The following is a 17,979-nucleotide window of genomic DNA, read 5'->3' on the forward strand; positions in this document are numbered from 1 at the left end:
TGTCGGTGTCGGTGTCGGTGTCGGTGTCGGTGTCGGTGTCGGTGTCGGTGTCGGTGTCGGTGTCGGTGTCGGTGTCGGTGTCGGTGTCGGTGTCGGTGTCGGTGTCGGTGTCCGGTCGACTAGGTAACGAGCGACTGCGAAATGACCAACCGTTCCATTCGAGGAACTGCCCGCTACGACGATCTTTCCGTCACTTGGTTGTATAACCATGCTATTGCCGTAGTCATCGCTACCGCTGAAATCCGTAATCACTTTTCCAGTGCTGCTAAAAGTGGTGTCCAGAGTGCCATCCGAGTTATAGCAGACAACTAGGAAGTTAGAGTTATAGGTGGAGGATCTGGAAATTCCTGCGACGTAAATCTTCCCGTCTACAGGCTGAATAGCAACGCTGGAACCAAAGTCGTTACTAATGTTTGTCGTTAATATACCCGTGCCATTGAAGGTAGTATCCAAGGTTCCATTCGGATTGTAGCGAGCCAAGACGACATCAAAATCGTTACCGTTATAAGCATACCCCGCAACGACGATTTTGCCGTCGGCAGGCTGAATGACCACGCTGGAACTACTGTCGTCGCTGCCAATGGAGGTGCTGACTTTACCTGTGTCATTAAAAGTGGTGTCGAGCGACCCGTCCGGATTGTAGCGCGCAAGGAAGATAACATGGCCCGAATAGCCGCCATTGGAGGAGTATCCTACGGCAACTATTTTGCCATCGGTAGGCTGGAGAGCCATGCCATAGATACTCCCATTGTTTACCGGAGTGGTTACTTTGCCAGTGCTATTAAAAGTGGGGTCGAGCGTGCCGTCAGGATTGTAGCGTATCAAGGCAAAATCATTAAAAGTGCCAGAGAACGAATGGCCACCAACTAAAATTTTGCCGTCCGCAGGCTGGATCACAACACTGTTGACTTGGTCGTTACCGCCGCCGATGTCAGTGATGACTTTGCCGACGACGTTAAAAGTAGTATCAAGTGTGCCGTTTGGGTTATAACGAACCACTACAAAATCGCCGGAAGTGGATGTGTAGGTAGTTCCTGCAACAACGATTTTAGCGTCCCCAGTTTGGAGGGCTATACCGCCAACAAAAGTATCGTTGCTCGTGGTAAAGATCGGAGTATTTACCCTGCCATTACCATTAAAAGTCGCGTCCAATGTTCCATCGGCATTGTAGCGCGTCACTGAGAAATCATTGCCATGTCCGTTATAGGCATCGCCAGCTGCGACAATCTTGCTATCAACGGATTGAATCGCTACTCCTTTGTAGCTGCCACTACCAATACTCATGCCAGAATCGGTAACTACCTTGCCTGTGCCGCCAAAGGCAGTGTCGAGGTCGCCCGATGCGGCGTGTAGAACGCGGCAGACAGTGAAAAGTAGTGCGGCACCTAACCTCGCGCTGTTAGTATGCAAGGTTAATTTCCGCAGACGACTCCTCACAAGACTATGTATGTCTGAAACGTGAAACGAGGCTTGGCGGTAGCTTTTAGCGATGCTCACAGTCTGCATGGCGAGAATCTCGTGTGGATCGCGGAGAAAGCAAAGTGGAGCAAACAAAAATTGGTCTACCACTTCTTGGCCGTCTGACCTCGGCGGCTGCGGGCGTTGCAAAACATGGTAGCGCTTTGAAATTGTTGCGTTTGGAAAAGTAGTAGCTGGGAATCATCGTTGCGATGAAGAGCCGATGCGCAACCGATCTACCCGATGAAGGGGCGGTTGGCGGGGAGTTGGAATTCCATGCGGATGCCGTGGTTGGCGGGGTCTGTGTGGGGCCATTCGGCGTCGGCGCTGAATTGGATTTTCATGCGTCCGGCGACGGTCTGGTCGAGCAGGGTGTCGCGGCTGGTGCGGAGTTGGGTGGCGGTGCTTTGGCCGCCGGTTTGATTGGTTTGCGCGGCGCGATAGGCGGCGAGCGCGTCGAGGAGGGCCTGACGTTTGGCGGCGGTGACTTTGCTGAGGATGTCGGTGGCCGTCTTCAGGTGAATGGCGGTGGCGTATTGTTCGAGGATGGAGCGGCTGACGAGGAGGTCGATGCCGATGCCGTAATCGAGGAGGACGGTGGGGCGCTGGGCGTGGTGTTTGACGCGGGCGCGGGCCTGGATGAAGCGGATGATCTCCATGAGGGCGGCGCGGGCGTCGATCTCTTCGTCGGTGTAGTCGGTCTTGGCGGTGGTGGCGGCGGCGGCGCGGCTGCTGAAGTCGCGCACGGTGGCGCAGTCGGTGAGGAGTGCCTGGATCTCGGCTTCGGTGAGGTCGTCCTCGGCGGGTGGCTCGGCGGCATCGGCGGTGAGCTGGGCGAGGTAGTCGGGCTTGAGGGCGATGCGGCAGATTTGCTCGGTCTTTGAGAGCGAGGCAAGTTGGGCGGCGTTGAGGGGCGCGGGGGTGGGACCGTCGGGTTGGGGTGCTGGTGGTGGTGTGGTGTCTTCGGGCATGATGTGTTGGAGTTTAAGGATGAATGGATGCGAGTTTGGTTGTTTTTGGTCAGATTTTTGAACCGACGCTCTTTTTGGGATGACTTTGTCTCTTTTTATCCAAGCCGGATGTCTGTTTGGAATGACTGGGTGGATTATGGAGGCGGCTGGGTGAAATTTTGAGGCGAGTTAAAGTGAAATCGGAGCGGCTGGGTGTCTTTTTGGAGGAGCCGGATGGGTTTTGGGAGGGGCCGAGAAGAGTTTTGCAGGAACCGGGTGAAGTTTTGGAGTGGCCGTCTTCGTTTTTCAGGTCACTGAGTGGCGCTTTGGGCGTTTCCTCAAAAGGAGAAAAGAGGAAAAAGGTCCATGCGACAATAATATAATGGCGATGGCGCATAATATTTCCAAATCTGGCTGCCGCTTTGTGGGCAACGGATTCTCCTCGTCAGGGGGCGAAGGGGGAGCTAGGAAACTGGGGCATGATCTCCCCAAAAATCGCGGGTCTTGTCGCGGGCGCTTTGATTGTGGGCGGGGTGCTCGGGCGGCTGACCGGGTCGGCGAAGTCTGATAACCATGGAACTCCCGTCGTGGAGAGGTCGGCGGGTGGGGCTTCGGCTCCCGGTCGTGCGCTGGAATTGAGCAATGATCCGGGGTCGTCTCGTGCCATCGCGGATGTGACGCCGGGCCAGGAAATCGCGAAGCAGGACCGGGTGATGTCGTTGCTGGAGATTCTCCGCCTCAATGGAAGTCGCAAGCTTTGGGAAAATGCCCGGCGTTTTGCCCAAAGTCTGGATCGCTCGGGAGTGATGACCGCCCTCCAGCAAGTCGAAGGGTTGCCGCAGACGAACGTCCGCCGCTCGCTGATGCACAGCTTGATCGGACGCCTGGCGGAGCTGTCGCCGAAGGAGGCGATCCGTTATGCGGACACGCAGAAGGACCGGGACTCGCGGGAAAATTTTTACGGCAACATCGCCAGTGTCTGGGCGGAGTCGGATCTGAATGCGGCGAAGGCGTGGGCGTTTTCTCTGCCCGAGGGCAGTGCGCGGCGCAATGCGATCAGCGGGGTGATCGGGGCGATTGCCGACAAGGACCCGGATGCCGCGTTGAAGATGGTGCTGGCGATGCCGAAGCTGGCGTCGGACGGTTACAATTGGGCCTGGTCGGTTTTTGGAACGCTTACCAGCCGGAATCCGGCGGATGCGGCCCGGCGCGCGGCGAGTTTGCCGGGAACCCAGTTTCGTCAGCAGGCCATCGGCGTGGTGGCGAGCAACTGGAGCAACACCGATCCGAAAGCCGCGGCTGCCTGGGCGGAGTCGCTCCCCGGCGGCAATCTTCAGCAGCAGGCGATGCGCAGTATTGTTTCCAATTGGGCCCGGACTGATCCGTTGGCGGCGGCGGAATATGTGGGGAAATTTCCTCCCGGTCAGGTGCAGCGCGAGATGGTGGGCAATCTCGCCTCGCAATGGGCGCAGCAGGATGCGACGGCCGCGCTGGCTTGGGTGGAGAAGTTGCCGCAGGGCGGGACGCGGGAAAATGCGATGACGAACGCACTCTCGCAGTGGGCGCAGAATGAGCCGCGTCTGGCAGCGGATTACGTGATGCGGCTGCAGGGCGACAACAAGTTTCAGAATTATCTGCAATCGCTCACCTACAGTTGGGGCCGCAACGATCCGGCGGCGGCGCTGGCGTGGGCCCGGGCGCAGAATAATCCCGAGGTGGAGAAAAATTTCACGGCCAATCTGCTCGGCCAGTGGGCGCAATATGAGCCGGAGAAAGCGGCGGCGCAGGTCAGCGCGATCAAGAGTCCGGAAGCGCAGAAGCAAGCCATCGAGCGGATTGCCAGCCAGTGGTCGGAGTCGGAGCCGGAGAAGGCGATTTCGTGGTTGAGCCAGATGCCAGAGGGCGATTCGCGGGAAAACGCGCTGCGGAATGCGGTGTCGAATTGGTCACGAGACAATCCGGAAAACACCTCGGCATGGTTGAACAAGTTGCCCGCCGGGAAAACGCGCGACACGATGATCTCGACGTTCACGGGCAACATCGCGGAGTTTGACCCGGCGACGGCAGCGACCTGGGCGACGTCCGTTTCCGATGACAATCAGCGCCGGAATGCGACGCAGAACGTTCTTTACACCTGGTCGCGCAACGACAAAGCGTCGGCCCAGCAATGGCTGGCTCGGCAGACGGGCTTGTCGAAAGAGGACTTCGATTCGTATCAGCAGCAGATCAACAACGCGAAGTAAGGCTGATTTTTGGGTCTGAAATCCTTGAGAGACGCGGCAAAAAGCTCGGAAATGGGCCGCTTTCCCGGTTTTCCATAAATTATCTTTGACACTCCAGCGCGACTCGTTACCTTTCCGACTCGCCTTTAGAAAGACGGGAGTGGACCGCCCTGATCGTTTGACGCTTGCAAAAGTGGATTCGGTTGGGGTTTTTTACCCCCTCGTTCCGAAAGCGGCGCCCACAAATATGGCTTCGGCCTTATCGGTTTCGCAAGAGATCGGGAAGCGACACGACCAGCGATGGTCGCGACATACGCCCTCATAGCTCAGTTGGTAGAGCACATCCTTGGTAAGGATGAGGTCACCGGTTCAAGCCCGGTTGAGGGCTCCATATTCGTTTTCGTTCGAGTTAAATCCGAATGAAGCGCGCCGGCAAATCGGGCGACCAAGCAATTTGCATAACAACCAACCCGTAAAACAAACAATAACTATTAACTGACTTTCCAAGTAACACTTGGGAGACAATTCCATGGCCAAGGACAAATTCGACAGAAGCAAACCCCACGTTAACATCGGCACCATCGGCCACGTTGACCACGGCAAGACCACCCTCACCGCAGCAATCACCACGATTCTTTCCAAAAAAGGGTTCGCGGAAGCTAAGAAATACGCGGAAATCGATGCAGCGCCCGAAGAAAAAGAGCGCGGCATCACCATCAATACCGCTCACGTGGAATACCAGACCGACAAGCGTCACTACGCTCACGTCGATTGTCCCGGACACGCCGATTATGTGAAGAACATGATCACCGGCGCCGCCCAAATGGACGGTGGCATTCTCGTTGTTTCCGCAGCCGACGGCCCGATGCCCCAGACTCGTGAGCACATTCTGCTCGCACGTCAGGTCGGCGTTCCAGCGCTCGTCGTTTTCTTGAACAAGTGCGACATGGTCGATGACCCAGAGCTCCTCGAACTCGTCGAAATGGAAGTGCGCGAACTCCTTTCCAGCTACGAATTCCCGGGCGACACCATTCCCGTCGTCAAAGGCAGCGCCACGAAAGCTCTCGCTTCCGGCGACCCCACTTCGCCAGAAGGCAAGTGCATCATGGATCTGATGGACGCCGTGGACGAATACATCCCGCTTCCAGAGCGTGCGATCGACATGCCGTTCCTGATGCCAATCGAAGACGTGTTCAACATTGAAGGTCGCGGCACTGTCGCCACTGGTCGTGTCGAGCGCGGTATCCTCAAGAAGATGGAAGAAGTCGAGATCGTGGGCATCAACCCTACGGCCAAGACGACCGTCACCGACATCGAAATGTTCCGCAAGCTCCTCGACGAGGCTCGTGCGGGCGACAACGTCGGCATCTTGCTTCGCGGCATCAAAAAGGAAAACATCGAGCGCGGCCAGGTCATCGCCAAGCCAGGTTCGATCAAGCCTTACAAGAAATTCAAATCGGAGATCTACGTTCTCTCGAAAGAAGAAGGTGGCCGTCACACGCCATTCTTCTCGAACTACCGTCCGCAGTTTTACTTCCGCACCACGGACGTGACCGGCACCGTCAAGCTCCCTGAAGGAGTCGAAATGGTGATGCCTGGTGACAACGTCTCGGTCGAAATCGAACTCATCACCCCGGTCGCCATGGAGAAGACTCTCCGCTTCGCCATTCGCGAAGGTGGCAAAACCGTCGGTGCCGGTCGTATCGCCGACATCATCACCGAATAAAGTTAGTTTTATTTCCCCGCCATCGGAATTAAACTCCGCTGGCGGGGCTAAACTTTTCACAGCGAACATACGGCAGTAGTTCAATTGGTAGAGCAGCGGTCTCCAAAACCGCGTGTTGGGGGTTCGAGTCCCTCCTGCCGTGCTCCGCTCCTCTCCAAACCTTAGTTTTCGCAGCCCACCTTTTCATTCATGGCCAGCCCCGGTAAATTTATCAGCGAAGTTCGCACTGAACTCGCCAAAGCCTCGTGGCCTTGGGACACCAAGGAAAAAGGCGCGAAACGTTACAAAGAAATCATCGATTCCACTTCGGTCACCGTCATCGGCATCCTCCTTCTCAGCGCGTTTATCGCCTTCTGGGATTATATTTTGCTCGTTGTCGTCGGCTGGTTGACGAAGTAATCTTTCCTCCCCAATTTTCATGCCTCTCGCTATCGCTCCCAAAGATCAATGGTATGCCGTCCAAGTGCTTTCCGGTCAGGAAAACAAAGTGGCCGACAACCTGAACAAACGCATCAAAACCGACGAAATGAGCGATCTCATTTACGAGATCATTGTTCCGACGGAACGCGTCTCCGAGATCAAGCGCGGTAAAAAGACCGAGACCACGCGCAAACTCATGCCGGGCTACGTGATCGCCAACATGCATTTGCTCGACGAAAACAACCAGCTCGTCGCCCGCACTTGGTATTTTATTAAAGACACCACCGGCGTCATTGGCTTCGCCGGAAACAAGGATCGTCCCCTCCCCATCTCTCCGAAGGACGTGGAAAATATTCTCTCCCAAGCCCGCGCCGCTGACGAAAAGGTTAAACCCAAGGTCAGCTTCGAGATCGGCGAATCGGTCAAAGTCGCCGACGGTCCATTCCAAAATCAGGCCGGCATCGTCGAGGAAATCGACCCCGAACGCGGCAAGATCCGCGTTTCCGTCAGCATTTTCGGCCGCTCCACTCCAGTGGAACTCGAATACTGGCAGGTCGAACGCGCCTGATTCCATTGGAACTCCGCTCATTTTCAGCTCAACTCATTTTACGCACAAACTCAAAACCCGGAAAAACCGCTCTGCCGCCTCATCGGAGTTGCATTCCATTCATCTAATCTAAAATGGCAAAAGAAGTCGTCGGTCAAATCAAACTCCAAATCCCTGCTGGTGCGGCCAACCCCGCTCCACCCGTCGGTCCCGCCCTCGGTCAGCAAGGCGTCAACATCATGGCGTTCTGCAAAGAATTTAACGCCGCCACCCAGAAGCAGGCCGGAGACATTCTCCCGGTCGTCATCACGGTTTATAAGGATAAATCCTTCACTTTCATTACAAAAAGCCCGCCCGCTGGTGTGCTTTTGAAGAAAGCGGCCAACATTGCCTCCGGTTCCAAGGAGCCGAATAAAGTCAAAGTCGCCACGCTGACCAAGAAGCAAATCATGGACATCGTGAAGATTAAGTCCAAGGACCTCAACGCGCGCACTGAAGAAGCTGGTTTCCGCATCATCGCTGGAACCGCTCGCCAGATGGGCATCGAGATCGAAGGCTAAACACCAATTCCCACTAGACGTGTCCACTGCGGCACGCCGGAAAGCCGGAATCAGCAATGATTCCGGCTTTTTTATTCCTATTACTGATGCAGAACCAAGAAAGTCGTCGCCTTGGCCCGGCATTTGCTTATTTGATTCTCATAAATGATTTTAGGGAAGCAATTCCCTGCCGACGTAAGCTGGCTAGAAGTCCTGTGCAAACAGAGGGACCCGCTAGAATCCATGCTTCCTGCCAGCGAAGGCGAAAATGGCGGTCCTCGTGACCGTCATTTTTGCTTTCTGGCAGGCGTGCGGTATTTTCGTCCCATGCAAGACGAATACGCCGACAAATTGACGCCCGAACAATACCGTGTGGCACGTCAGGGAGGAACCGAGCCTCCATTCCGCAACGCGTATTGGGACAACAAAAAGCCAGGCAAATATTATTGCGTCGCCTGTGGCGAATTGCTCTTCGATTCCTCTGCCAAATACGATTCCGGCACCGGTTGGCCGAGTTTTTATGCCCCGGCCAACGAGTCGAGTGTGAGTGAAATCGTGGATCGCACCCACGGCATGATCCGCACTGAATCTGTCTGCGCCAAGTGCGGCAGCCATCTGGGTCACGTCTTTGACGACGGTCCAGCTCCGACTGGCCTGCGCTATTGCATGAACTCTGCCTCGCTCCAATTCGAGCCGGAGAAGTAGCTGAGGCCGGGTGGCTCTTTGCCCGTCGCCAGTGCAAAATCATGGGCAAAAAATACTCGACGGAAGCATTGCAAGTTTTCGGATAATCCGCTTTGCTCTGCGAAGAATTTTCCTAAAGATCTCTTTGCCTTTGCCTATCCGCGCTGATAAAAATTTCCCAAGATAAGTTTCCCTAATACTTTTACCTTTCTCACTCTCGAAACTGCATGAACAACCCAGCGAACGAAGCCGCATTAGCCGGCGGCCCATCTAACCTAGCCGGACACGACCATGATGAGCATGGCGGTCATGAGCATCATGAGATGAGTTTCATCTCGAAATACGTCTTCTCGCTGGATCACAAAGTCATCGGCGTCCAATACTTGGTCACCGGGTTGCTGTTCTTGCTTCTCGGTTTTTTGCTGATGATGCTTATGCGTTGGCAGTTGGCCAACAATGGCGTGCCGATCCCAGTCATTGGCAAATGGTTGGGCCACAGAATCGGGGCGGCCTTCATGACGCCCGACGGCGCAATGTTGCCGGACTTCTATAATTCCATGGGCGCGATGCACGGCACGATCATGGTGTTTTTAGGCGTAGTGCCGATCGCCTTCGGAGCCTTTGGAAACTATCTCGTGCCACTGCAAATCGGCGCGCCGGACATGAGCTTTCCAAAGATGAACATGCTGAGCTTCTGGATCGGCTTTGTCGGCGGCGTGCTCATGCTGGCCAGCTTTTTCGTTCCGGGCGGACCTGCCAAAAGCGGCTGGACCTCGTATCCGCCGCTGTCGATTATCGCGGATCATCCAGGCATGGTCGGCATTCAACCAGGCTGGCCTGTTCTCTTCACCGGCCAGACAATGTGGATTTTGTCGATGGTATTCCTGATCACCTCCTCACTTTTCGGTTCGATTAACATCATCACCACCGTCATCCAGCTCCGTGCGCCTGGCATGACTTGGATGCGCCTGCCGGTTCTGGTTTGGGTGCAATTCATCACCGCTTATCTGCTGCTCCTAGCTTTCCCGCCTTTGGAATCCGCCGCCATCATGCAGTTCATGGATCGTGTGTTTGAATCCAGCCTCTTTTCGCCGAGCGGCCTCATTGTCAATGGCCTGCCCTTCCCACGCAGCGGTGGCGGAAGCACCTTGCTGTGGCAGCACCTTTTCTGGTTCCTGGCGCACCCCGAAGTGTATGTCTTGATCCTTCCCGCGCTCGGCATTATTTCCGAGATTATTGCCAACAACACGCGCAAGCCGTTGTGGAGCTACAAGGCGGTGGTCTTCTCCGCCATTGGCGTGGGCATCCTCTCGTTCATGGTCTGGGCGCACCATATGTATCTGACTGGAATGGGCCAAAAAGTGGCCGCTTTCTTCCAGACGACGACCGTCATGATCTCGGTTCCTTCGGTCGTCATCGTGACCGCGCTGTTGATGTCACTCTGGGGCGGTTCCATTCGTTTCAACACTCCGATGTGTTTTGCGTGCGGCTTCCTCCCGATGTTTGGCATCGGCGGTTTGACTGGCATCCCGCTGGCCTTTAACTCGCTTGCACTGCAACTCCACGACACCTACTACGTCATCGGCCACTTCCATTACGTTGTGGCTCCGGGTACCATTTTCGCGCTCTTTGCGGGCGTCTATTTCTGGTATCCTAAAGTCACCGGGCGAAAAATGAGCGAGTTCCTGGGGAAAATTCATTTCTTCGGCTCCATCATCTGCATGAATGGAATCTTCATGCCCATGTTTCTCCAGGGTATCGGCGGTATGCATCGCCGCTGGTACGATGGCGGTGCCACCTACGAACTCGCCAAGCCACTACTCCATTTTAACAATGCCATTTGGTGGGCAGCGGTCGGCCTGCTCGTGTTCCAAGTTCCCTTCATCTTCAACTTCGTCTGGAGCTTTTTCCGTGGCAAAAAAGTGGGCGACAATCCATGGGACGCCACCACTTTGGAATGGAACACGCCCACGCCTCCGCCACACGGCAACTTCCTCAAGCCAGTCACGGTTTACCGTGGCCCGAACGAATACAGCGTCCCCGGTGCTCCTCGCGACTTTTCCCCGCAATGGGAGCCCAACATCTGATCATCCGACTTTAATTTAACTCTTCATGGAAATTCCTTACACGGTCAGTGCCCGTCCAGACACGGGTTTGTATAGCGGCAAAATCGGCATCTGGCTCTTTCTCGCCTCGGAAGTCATGCTCTTCGGCGGGCTTTTTTCCGCCTATCTTTTTCTGCGCATGGGAGCGGAACCCGGCATGTGGCCGCATGGTTTGCTAAATGTCCCCGTCGGCACCGCCAACACTTTCATCCTGATCGCCTCCTCGGTGACTGTGGTGATGTCTTGGGCGGCGTTGAAAATGCGCAAGTTTAATCAATACCGCCTCTGGATGGCGCTGACGATCATCCTGGGCACGGTGTTCCTTGTCATCAAACTGGGCTACGAATATCCGCAGAAGTTTGAGCATTTCGGCGCTTACATCAAACCCGAAGCCCTGGCCAAGTATGATGATTATCTGGGCAATAACTACCTCGCTGGCAAAAACCTGCCACCACGTTCCGAAATCACCGGACATTTGCACGAAGAGACGGCCACGGAATACAAAATCATGGTGGATGCCGTGAATGCCGACCCCACGAATCCGAAGAACGATTACCCGACTTTCATCCAGCAACCGCGCAGTGAAAAAGAAGTCACGGTCGAAAAAGCTGATGTCCGTTGGGCCACGGTTTTCTCACCGAAGCACAGCTCCTTTTTCGCGATCTACTTTACCATCACCGGTCTGCACGCGCTGCATATCGTGGGCGGCTTGGTCGTCTTCCTATATTTCCTCGGGCCGGGCGCAGCACTTTACAAAACCAATCCCGAATACCTGACCAACCGTGTCGAATGCGCCGGCTTGTTCTGGCACTTCGTGGACTTGGTCTGGATATTTGCGTTCCCGTTGTTTTACCTTTTATAAACTATGTCTGCACCTCATTCGGAAAATCAAGAACTCGCCGCCAAGGAAGCGGAAGAAGTCCACGTGGGTCTTTACGTGAAAGTCGGCTTGCTCTCGGCCGTTTTCACTTGTCTGACAGTGGTTTTCTCGTTCCTGACCCATGGCAATGTGCTCGTCGCCTTGCTTCTGGCCGCCTGCAATGCCGCCATGATCGTCTGGTTCACGATGCATCTCAGATCGGAAAAAGAATCCGTTTACCGCGCGCTCTTCCTGGCGCTTTTCTTCTGTGCCGACCTGATTTTGGTCAGCCTGCTGGCGTTTGAAGATCGTATTCATTTATAAGCCATGTCGCTAAAAGCCTTCCACTTCCTCTTCATTATCATTGCCATCGTCCTGAGCATTGCCTGCTCGCTGATCGGCTGGTTTGCCTACCGCAGCAGCATGGAAGTGGCGGCACTCGCATTTGGCTTGGGCTTTTCTCTACTCACTGTTGTGATGATTTTCTACGGGGTCTGGTTCCTCAAAAAATCGCGCAGCATCATCGTCTGAAATGGCTTTCTCGGCTCGAAAATTCATATTCGCTTTTCTCAGTCTGCTGGCTTTTCAGGCCAGCCTTCAGGCGTGCCCCGTCTGTTTCGCCGCACCGGAATCCCCCGAGTCCCGCGGAATGACCATCGCCATTCTCTTCCTGCTCGGCACCATTGGCGTCGTCCTCTGCGGCGTCGCCAGCTTCGTCATTTACCTCGTGGCGAAACAAAAAGAACCTCGTCCACAAGCTGAACTCTTCATGGAAGAACAGCCTATTTTTCACTAATTCATCGCTATGTTTCTCGCTCTCATCAACGAATTACTCGGTTTGCCACAGGCTGCATCGGAGCATGCGCCACTGATCGACAACATGCTGGAAATGGCCCACTGGCTAATGGCGACACTCTTTATCGGCTGGTTCACCTTCTTCACCTACGTCCTCTTCCGTTTCCATAAATCCCGCAATCCCAAGGCAAATTACCACGGGGTAAAAACCAAGATCTCGACTCACATTGAAGTCTCTGTCGTTCTGGTTGAGGCCGTCCTTTTGCTCGGTTTCGCACTCCCGATCTGGTCTTCGCGGGTGAATGAATTCCCCAAGAAGGGTGCGACCATGGTGCGCGTTTACGGCCAGCAATTCGCCTGGAACTTCTGGTATCCCGGTGCGGATGGTGTTTATGGAAAAAGAGATTTGCAACTGATCGGCGCTGCGAATCAGCTGGGCCTCGATAAAAACGATCCGGCGGCGAAGGACGACATCGTCACCACCGGCACCATGCAACTCCCGGTGAATCGCCCCGTAATTGTCGAAGTCTCGTCTAAGGATGTGATCCATAATTTTGCCATGCCCAACATGCGCATCGCCCACGACGCCATTCCCGGCTCCTTGGTTCCGATCTGGTTTACGCCCAACAAAGAAGGCGAATACGAGGTTATTTGCGGCCAGCTTTGCGGCTCCGGTCACTACTCCATGAAGGCGACGGTGACAGTCGAGTCGCAGGCTGATTTCGACGGTTGGATTCAGGCGGCGGTGCCGAAGCTTCCGGTCTCGGCGCAACTCCGCAGCCTCTCTCCGGCCACCGCGTCAATCGCACCGGAAAAACCAGCGACGCTGTAAATTTTCCCAATCGGCAGCAGTTGCTGATGGATCGAATGAGTTCAAAATTTCTCCACCGTTTCAGCGTTCTGCTGGCCGTGGCCACTTTCATTCTGATCTGCTCCGGCGGATTGGTCACGAGCAAGGGCGTCGGCATGTCCGTCCCCGACTGGCCGACGACCTACGGCTACAACATGTTCCTTTTCCCATTCTCAAAATGGGTCGGGGGAATTTTTCACGAGCACCTGCACCGGCTGATCGCCTCAACCGTCGGTTTTCTCACTGTCACCCTCTGCATCTGGCTCTGGATTTCTGAGAAACGCGCCTGGCTGAAACACGTCGGAGTCATCGCCGTTTTTGCCGTCATTCTCCAAGGCGTCCTCGGTGGCCAGCGCGTCGCCTTGAACCGCGCTGAAATTGGCATCTTCCACGGCTGCCTCGCCCAATCGTTCCTGTTGCTGACGAGTTTCATCGCATTGGTCACATCGAATTGGTGGAAAACAACCAGACTCGCCAGCGATCCTGCGAAAAGTTTCGCTCGCATTGGGCTCTTTCTCACGAGTTTGATCTTTATCAACATGGCCGTCGCTGCGACGATGCGGCACTCGCACACCGGCCTCTCCATTCCCGATTTTCCGACGGCTTACGGTCAGATCCTGCCGCCGCTCGACCCGCAAACCCTGGAGGAAATCAACACCGACCGCATCGCGCACAACATTCCCGAAACGACTTCCACGCTGATCGCGCTCCAATTCATCCATCGACTCATCGCCTATTTTCTAGCCGTAGCCGTGCTCTGGTTTAGTTACAGGCTATTCAAAAGCGGCGGAGTTCTTAAAAATTGGGCCATGCTGTTCCCTGTCCTCATCGCCATTCAAATCACCCTCGGCGCGTGGACTATCTGGAGCAACAAAGCTGCCGACATCGCCACCGCCCACGTCGCCATAGGAGCCAGCATTTTCATTCTCAGCGGTCTCATCACGATCATCGGCTATCGGGCGTGTTGGGATGCGAAAAGGCCCGGCTCTACGCGCAAGTCGGTTGAAACTCCCCCCAACTTGGCGGAAATAGCTGGATGAACGCGCTCCCAGCAGACCCGGAGGCTGCTGCCCTGGCGCGGCGGTCACTGGCGGCTCTCCTTTCCGATTTGGTCAAGGCGCGGCTGACCTTTCTAGTCCTCGTCACCACGCTCGTCGGTTTTTGCATGGGGCTCGGACGCGGCCCGGTGAATTACTGGCTGCTCCTAAATTGCATGTTTGGCACCGCGCTTTCCGCCGCCGGAGCCGCCGCGCTCAACCAATTCATCGAGCGTGAAGCCGACGCCAAAATGCACCGCACCCGCACCCGCCCGCTCCCGACTGGCGAGATGACCCCGCAAGCGGCGGCCGTCATCGGTCTGCTCGGTTGCGCCATCGGAGTGGCATGGCTCTGGATCACCGTAAATCCCCTCTCCGCTGAAGTTGCCATCGCCACGATCCTTTCTTACATCGTGATTTACACGCCGCTGAAAAAAATCAGCAGCCTCAACACCCTCATCGGCGCCATTCCAGGAGCGCTGCCGCCAGTCATTGGCTACGCCGCGACCGCCAATCGTCTCGACGCCGTCGCCATCACACTCTTCGTCATCCTTTTCCTCTGGCAGCTCCCCCATTTCCTCGCCATTTCCTGGCTCTACCGGGAGGATTATTTGCAAGGCGGCTTCGTCATGATCTCCGGACGCGACGCCTCGGGCCACGAAACGGCTTGGAAAGCCCTCGCCTACACACTGCTCCTCATCGCCTCGACGACGCTGCCCTGGTTCCTGAAAATCAATAACGTCATCTCGCTGGCCGGTGCCATCGCCCTCGGACTCGGCTTCCTTTATTGCGCGTTTCGATTCCAGTTAGAGCGCAATGCAGCCAACGCCCGTCGCCTCTTTTTTGCGTCCATCATTTACCTGCCAATCCTCCTCGGGCTCCTCGTTTTCACCCGGCGCTGACCGCCCACTTCCATGAAAATGCGCTCCTACTGGATCTTCTTCATCGCCTCGGCGATCGGCGTCGGCGGCTTCACCGGCTACTTGGCTTACAACGAAATCCAGCACAACAAGACCGTCTCGCCCACAGTCGCCTTTGAGCGGCCCCTGCCCGCCTTCTCCTTCGCCGCTCACAACGGCACCACCGTTTCCAAAACCGAGCTGCTCGGCAAAGTCTGGGTCGCCGATTTCATCTTCACGAGCTGCCCCGGACCGTGCCTGAAAATGAGCGCCCAGATGCGAGAAATCCAGAGCCGGCTGGAGAAAACCACTGGAGTTAGATTCGTATCTTTTACCGTCAATCCCGAGATCGACACGCCGACCGTGCTCGCGAAATACGCCGAGAAATTTAGTGCCGGACCCAACTGGCTTTTCCTCACTGGATCGAAGCAGAACCTCTACGACCTTGCCGAAAAAGGCTTCCTCCTCAGCGCTGTCGATACCGGCGACGGCAGCGGAAAACTGGAGGACAAATTTATCCACGACACCAAGTTCGCCATCGTGGACAAAAGCGGCACAATTCGCACCTACATCAACGGCACCGACGAAGACGCCGCCACCAAGGTCGTTGCCGCCGTTGAGCATTATCTCACTTCGCCCAACTAGATGACGGTTTACGACCTTCCGCCGATCAACGCCTCTCTAAACGCGGCGAGCACCGTCTTCATCGCGCTTGGCTGGTGGTTCATTCGCAACGAGCGGAAGGCGCAGCACATCGCCTGCATGATCACGGCGCTGTTAACATCGGCTGCATTTCTAACCTGCTACCTCATTTACCACTTTCACGCGCTCAGCGTGCGATTCACTTATCCGGGTCCGATCAAAATCGTTTACTACGTTCTGCTCCTAACCCACGTCGTCCTGGCCATTGCCATCGTGCCACTCATCCTCATGACCGTCATCCCGGCTCTGCGCGCACGCTTCGATCGGCACCGCCGCATGGGCCGCATCACGATGCCGCTCTGGCTCTACGTTTCTGTCACCGGCGTCATCGTTTACTTCATGCTTTACCAGTGGTATCCGGCCGACGAAGTGCTCAAGCGCCGCGCCTTGCAAACCGCTCAGCAGCAGTGAAAAAGCTCGCTCTCCTACTAGCGGTTTGTCTTGCCGGCTGCGAGGATCGCGAAATCAAAACCTACTCCATCGCCAAGGAGATGGAGTCCGCGCCGCAGCTTCCCGCACCAGCTTCCATTGGCATGAAACCCAACTGGAAAACGCCCGCCGGTTGGAAGGAACTCCCGCCGTCCGGAATGCGCGCGGCCAGTTTCACCGTGGAAAATTCCAAGGTCGATGTCTCCGTCGTCACCTTCCCCGGAACCGCCGGCGGATTGCTGTCCAACCTCAATCGCTGGCGCGGCCAGATGGGACTTCCAGCGTTATCTGCCGAGTCCGACGTGGTCACGACTTCGGTGAATGGACAACCCGTGCAGATCGTCGAACTCACCTCGACCACCGAGGACAAGGCGATGCTGGGGGCCATCTATCTGCGCGACGACCAGAGCTGGTTCCTCAAACTCACTGGCGACAAAGCCTCCGTCGCCGCGCAAAAGGCCAGCTTCGAGGCGCTGGCCAACTCATTCGAGTTTCAGTCGAATCACAAATCCACGAACGATGGTTAGGAAAATCCTGCTGCCATTCACGTCGCTGAAGCTCACCATCGTGTGCTTCGCCTTCGCCATGCTGCTCGTCTTCTTTGGCACCATCGAGCAGGTCCATCTCGGCATCTACGGCGCACAGAAAAAATACTTCGATAGCTTCTTCGTCTTCTGGACTATCCCCGGAACCATTCGTCACATTCCCGTGCTGCCCGGCGGCTATTTGCTGGGCGGTGTCACGCTGCTCAACCTGCTCGCCGCGCAGGCCGTGCGCTTCAAGTTCTCCTGGAAAAAATCTGGCATCTACTTCCTCCATCTGGGTGTGATCCTGCTCTTGCTCGGGCAACTTTTCACCAGTCTGTTTGCGAAGGAAGCGCAGATGCGGCTCGATGAAGGCCAGACGAAAAACTACTCCGAGTCTTTCACCGAAAAGGAACTCGTCCTCACCGACACATCGGACTCCAAGTCGGATCACGTAGTTAGCATTCCGGAGGGTTTGCTAACATCGCGCGCGCCGATTACACATCCGTCGCTGCCGTTTCGCGTCGAGGTTAGTCAATACTTCCGCAACTCGACCGCAGTCGCCAAGGATCAGGTTTCTTCTCCTAACATCCCGCGCCTGGAAGTCGGCCCAATGGCAGTGCTCGTTCCCATCGCGCTTGCCACCACCTCGGAGCAGCCGAATATGCCGAGCGCTGAGGTGAAAATCATTACGCCCGAACAGACGCAGACCTTTATTCTTTCCGAACGCCTGCGCTCGCCGAAGACGTTCACCGTTGACGGAAAAACCTGGCACATCGACCTGCGCGCACGGCGTTTCTACAAGCCGTTTTCCATTAAGCTGAACGACTTCACGCACAAGATTTACGCCGGCACCGACATCCCGAAGGATTTTTCCAGCCGTGTTAGTATCAGCGATCCGGCCACTGGCGAAAAACGCGACGCGCTGATTTACATGAACCACCCGCTGCGTTACGAGGGCAACACCTACTACCAACTCGCCTTCGACAACAACGACACCACGAGCATCCTGCAAGTCGTCCGCAACCCGAGCTGGCTCCTGCCTTACATCGCCTGCACGCTGGTCGGGCTTGGACTGCTCGTCCAGTTCTCGATCCATCTGGTGAATTTCTCGCGCAAACGGAGGACGGCATGAAACGCAATGGTCCAGCTTCTTCCGGGAGCGCACGCGTCTCGCGTGTTCCGTTCCGTGTCTCGCGGAACGGCATCTGCGCTGGGTATGGCGCAAACCTC

The 17,979-nt window shown here is 55.9% G+C and carries 21 protein-coding genes and 2 tRNA genes; 20 read left to right on the plus strand and 3 right to left on the minus strand.

Annotated features, from left to right (window positions below):
* The 3 genes from ABIT76_14985 to ABIT76_14995 form a co-directional block, all read right to left on the minus strand.
* Window positions 1-1,506, minus strand: a 1,506-nt coding sequence (locus tag ABIT76_14985; GenBank protein MEO7934453.1) for a delta-60 repeat domain-containing protein, incomplete at its 3' end; no start/stop codon positions are given.
* A gap of 188 nt (window positions 1,507-1,694) precedes the next feature.
* On the minus strand, window positions 1,695-2,429 hold the full coding sequence (locus ABIT76_14990) for a hypothetical protein (protein MEO7934454.1): 735 nt from the start codon (window positions 2,427-2,429) through the stop codon (window positions 1,695-1,697).
* A 49-nt stretch (window positions 2,430-2,478) separates the two neighbouring features.
* On the minus strand, window positions 2,479-2,805 hold the full coding sequence (locus tag ABIT76_14995) for a hypothetical protein (GenBank protein MEO7934455.1): 327 nt from the start codon (window positions 2,803-2,805) through the stop codon (window positions 2,479-2,481).
* A gap of 82 nt (window positions 2,806-2,887) precedes the next feature.
* On the opposite strand from ABIT76_14995, the gene ABIT76_15000 reads away from it, so the two are divergent.
* The 20 genes from ABIT76_15000 (at window position 2,888) to ABIT76_15095 (ending at window position 17,881) form a co-directional block, all read left to right on the plus strand.
* Window positions 2,888-4,651 carry a hypothetical protein gene (locus ABIT76_15000; GenBank protein MEO7934456.1) on the plus strand — a complete coding sequence of 588 codons (1,764 nt, stop codon included), beginning with the start codon at window positions 2,888-2,890 and terminating at the stop codon, window positions 4,649-4,651.
* 294 nt (window positions 4,652-4,945) lie between these two features.
* Window positions 4,946-5,021, plus strand: a tRNA-Thr gene (locus tag ABIT76_15005).
* A gap of 138 nt (window positions 5,022-5,159) precedes the next feature.
* Entirely contained in the window at window positions 5,160-6,356 is a 1,197-nt protein-coding gene (tuf, locus tag ABIT76_15010) for an elongation factor Tu (GenBank protein ID MEO7934457.1), read from the plus strand.
* A 69-nt stretch (window positions 6,357-6,425) separates the two neighbouring features.
* Window positions 6,426-6,498, plus strand: a tRNA-Trp gene (locus ABIT76_15015).
* Between the two features lie 47 nt (window positions 6,499-6,545).
* Window positions 6,546-6,755: a preprotein translocase subunit SecE gene (locus tag ABIT76_15020; protein MEO7934458.1), complete on the plus strand. Its 210-nt coding sequence runs from the start codon at window positions 6,546-6,548 to the stop codon at window positions 6,753-6,755.
* Between the two features lie 19 nt (window positions 6,756-6,774).
* Window positions 6,775-7,344, plus strand: coding sequence for a transcription termination/antitermination protein NusG (gene nusG / locus ABIT76_15025; protein ID MEO7934459.1), 570 nt, complete (start codon window positions 6,775-6,777; stop codon window positions 7,342-7,344).
* Between the two features lie 113 nt (window positions 7,345-7,457).
* Window positions 7,458-7,883: a 50S ribosomal protein L11 gene (rplK, locus tag ABIT76_15030; GenBank protein MEO7934460.1), complete on the plus strand. Its 426-nt coding sequence runs from the start codon at window positions 7,458-7,460 to the stop codon at window positions 7,881-7,883.
* A 306-nt stretch (window positions 7,884-8,189) separates the two neighbouring features.
* On the plus strand, window positions 8,190-8,567 hold the full coding sequence (msrB, locus tag ABIT76_15035) for a peptide-methionine (R)-S-oxide reductase MsrB (GenBank protein ID MEO7934461.1): 378 nt from the start codon (window positions 8,190-8,192) through the stop codon (window positions 8,565-8,567).
* A 302-nt stretch (window positions 8,568-8,869) separates the two neighbouring features.
* Window positions 8,870-10,633: a cbb3-type cytochrome c oxidase subunit I gene (locus tag ABIT76_15040; GenBank protein ID MEO7934462.1), complete on the plus strand. Its 1,764-nt coding sequence runs from the start codon at window positions 8,870-8,872 to the stop codon at window positions 10,631-10,633.
* A 25-nt stretch (window positions 10,634-10,658) separates the two neighbouring features.
* Window positions 10,659-11,513: a heme-copper oxidase subunit III gene (locus ABIT76_15045; protein MEO7934463.1), complete on the plus strand. Its 855-nt coding sequence runs from the start codon at window positions 10,659-10,661 to the stop codon at window positions 11,511-11,513.
* Between the two features lie 3 nt (window positions 11,514-11,516).
* A complete protein-coding gene (locus ABIT76_15050; GenBank protein MEO7934464.1) occupies window positions 11,517-11,834 on the plus strand; it encodes a hypothetical protein in 318 nt (105 codons plus the stop codon).
* Window positions 11,835-11,837: 3 nt separating this feature from the next.
* The gene (locus ABIT76_15055; protein ID MEO7934465.1) at window positions 11,838-12,041 is read left to right on the plus strand and encodes a hypothetical protein; all 204 of its coding nucleotides are present in this window, start codon (window positions 11,838-11,840) and stop codon (window positions 12,039-12,041) included.
* A gap of 118 nt (window positions 12,042-12,159) precedes the next feature.
* Window positions 12,160-12,306, plus strand: a complete 147-nt coding sequence (locus ABIT76_15060; GenBank protein MEO7934466.1) for a hypothetical protein — start codon at window positions 12,160-12,162, stop codon at window positions 12,304-12,306.
* 9 nt (window positions 12,307-12,315) lie between these two features.
* Complete coding sequence (locus ABIT76_15065) at window positions 12,316-13,137, plus strand: hypothetical protein (protein ID MEO7934467.1); 822 nt, start codon at window positions 12,316-12,318, stop codon at window positions 13,135-13,137.
* Complete coding sequence (locus ABIT76_15070) at window positions 13,035-14,195, plus strand: COX15/CtaA family protein (GenBank protein ID MEO7934468.1); 1,161 nt, start codon at window positions 13,035-13,037, stop codon at window positions 14,193-14,195. The genes ABIT76_15065 and ABIT76_15070 overlap by 103 nt, the downstream gene beginning before the upstream one ends.
* The gene (gene cyoE / locus ABIT76_15075; GenBank protein ID MEO7934469.1) at window positions 14,192-15,094 is read left to right on the plus strand and encodes a heme o synthase; all 903 of its coding nucleotides are present in this window, start codon (window positions 14,192-14,194) and stop codon (window positions 15,092-15,094) included. Before ABIT76_15070 ends, cyoE begins: the two co-directional genes overlap by 4 nt.
* Before the next feature lie 18 nt (window positions 15,095-15,112).
* A complete protein-coding gene (locus ABIT76_15080; protein ID MEO7934470.1) occupies window positions 15,113-15,736 on the plus strand; it encodes an SCO family protein in 624 nt (207 codons plus the stop codon).
* A complete protein-coding gene (locus ABIT76_15085) occupies window positions 15,737-16,204 on the plus strand; it encodes a DUF420 domain-containing protein (protein ID MEO7934471.1) in 468 nt (155 codons plus the stop codon). It abuts the gene before it with no gap.
* The gene (locus tag ABIT76_15090; protein MEO7934472.1) at window positions 16,201-16,749 is read left to right on the plus strand and encodes a hypothetical protein; all 549 of its coding nucleotides are present in this window, start codon (window positions 16,201-16,203) and stop codon (window positions 16,747-16,749) included. Before ABIT76_15085 ends, ABIT76_15090 begins: the two co-directional genes overlap by 4 nt.
* A complete protein-coding gene (locus ABIT76_15095; protein MEO7934473.1) occupies window positions 16,742-17,881 on the plus strand; it encodes a cytochrome c biogenesis protein ResB in 1,140 nt (379 codons plus the stop codon). The genes ABIT76_15090 and ABIT76_15095 overlap by 8 nt, the downstream gene beginning before the upstream one ends.
* Window positions 17,882-17,979 lie beyond the last annotated feature (98 nt).

The sequence above is a fragment of the Chthoniobacterales bacterium genome, assembly GCA_039930045.1.
Lineage (GTDB): Bacteria > Verrucomicrobiota > Verrucomicrobiia > Chthoniobacterales > DASVRZ01 > DASVRZ01.

What these genes read in the sequence shown, in the direction of transcription:
- ABIT76_15065 (MEO7934467.1), top strand. Translation starts at nt 12,316, where the DNA reads ATGTTTCTCGCTCTCATCAACGAATTACTCGGTTTGCCACAGGCTGCA.
- tuf (MEO7934457.1), top strand. Translation starts at nt 5,160, where the DNA reads ATGGCCAAGGACAAATTCGACAGAAGCAAACCCCACGTTAACATCGGC.
- cyoE (MEO7934469.1), top strand. Translation starts at nt 14,192, where the DNA reads ATGAACGCGCTCCCAGCAGACCCGGAGGCTGCTGCCCTGGCGCGGCGG.
- rplK (MEO7934460.1), top strand. Translation starts at nt 7,458, where the DNA reads ATGGCAAAAGAAGTCGTCGGTCAAATCAAACTCCAAATCCCTGCTGGT.
- ABIT76_15085 (MEO7934471.1), top strand. Translation starts at nt 15,737, where the DNA reads ATGACGGTTTACGACCTTCCGCCGATCAACGCCTCTCTAAACGCGGCG.
- nusG (MEO7934459.1), top strand. Translation starts at nt 6,775, where the DNA reads ATGCCTCTCGCTATCGCTCCCAAAGATCAATGGTATGCCGTCCAAGTG.
- ABIT76_15050 (MEO7934464.1), top strand. Translation starts at nt 11,517, where the DNA reads ATGTCTGCACCTCATTCGGAAAATCAAGAACTCGCCGCCAAGGAAGCG.
- ABIT76_15055 (MEO7934465.1), top strand. Translation starts at nt 11,838, where the DNA reads ATGTCGCTAAAAGCCTTCCACTTCCTCTTCATTATCATTGCCATCGTC.
- msrB (MEO7934461.1), top strand. Translation starts at nt 8,190, where the DNA reads ATGCAAGACGAATACGCCGACAAATTGACGCCCGAACAATACCGTGTG.
- ABIT76_15000 (MEO7934456.1), top strand. Translation starts at nt 2,888, where the DNA reads ATGATCTCCCCAAAAATCGCGGGTCTTGTCGCGGGCGCTTTGATTGTG.
- ABIT76_15040 (MEO7934462.1), top strand. Translation starts at nt 8,870, where the DNA reads ATGAGTTTCATCTCGAAATACGTCTTCTCGCTGGATCACAAAGTCATC.
- ABIT76_14990 (MEO7934454.1), bottom strand. Translation starts at nt 2,429, where the DNA reads ATGCCCGAAGACACCACACCACCACCAGCACCCCAACCCGACGGTCCC.
- ABIT76_15020 (MEO7934458.1), top strand. Translation starts at nt 6,546, where the DNA reads ATGGCCAGCCCCGGTAAATTTATCAGCGAAGTTCGCACTGAACTCGCC.
- ABIT76_15095 (MEO7934473.1), top strand. Translation starts at nt 16,742, where the DNA reads ATGGTTAGGAAAATCCTGCTGCCATTCACGTCGCTGAAGCTCACCATC.
- ABIT76_15080 (MEO7934470.1), top strand. Translation starts at nt 15,113, where the DNA reads ATGCGCTCCTACTGGATCTTCTTCATCGCCTCGGCGATCGGCGTCGGC.
- ABIT76_15045 (MEO7934463.1), top strand. Translation starts at nt 10,659, where the DNA reads ATGGAAATTCCTTACACGGTCAGTGCCCGTCCAGACACGGGTTTGTAT.
- ABIT76_14995 (MEO7934455.1), bottom strand. Translation starts at nt 2,805, where the DNA reads ATGCGCCATCGCCATTATATTATTGTCGCATGGACCTTTTTCCTCTTT.
- ABIT76_15060 (MEO7934466.1), top strand. Translation starts at nt 12,160, where the DNA reads ATGACCATCGCCATTCTCTTCCTGCTCGGCACCATTGGCGTCGTCCTC.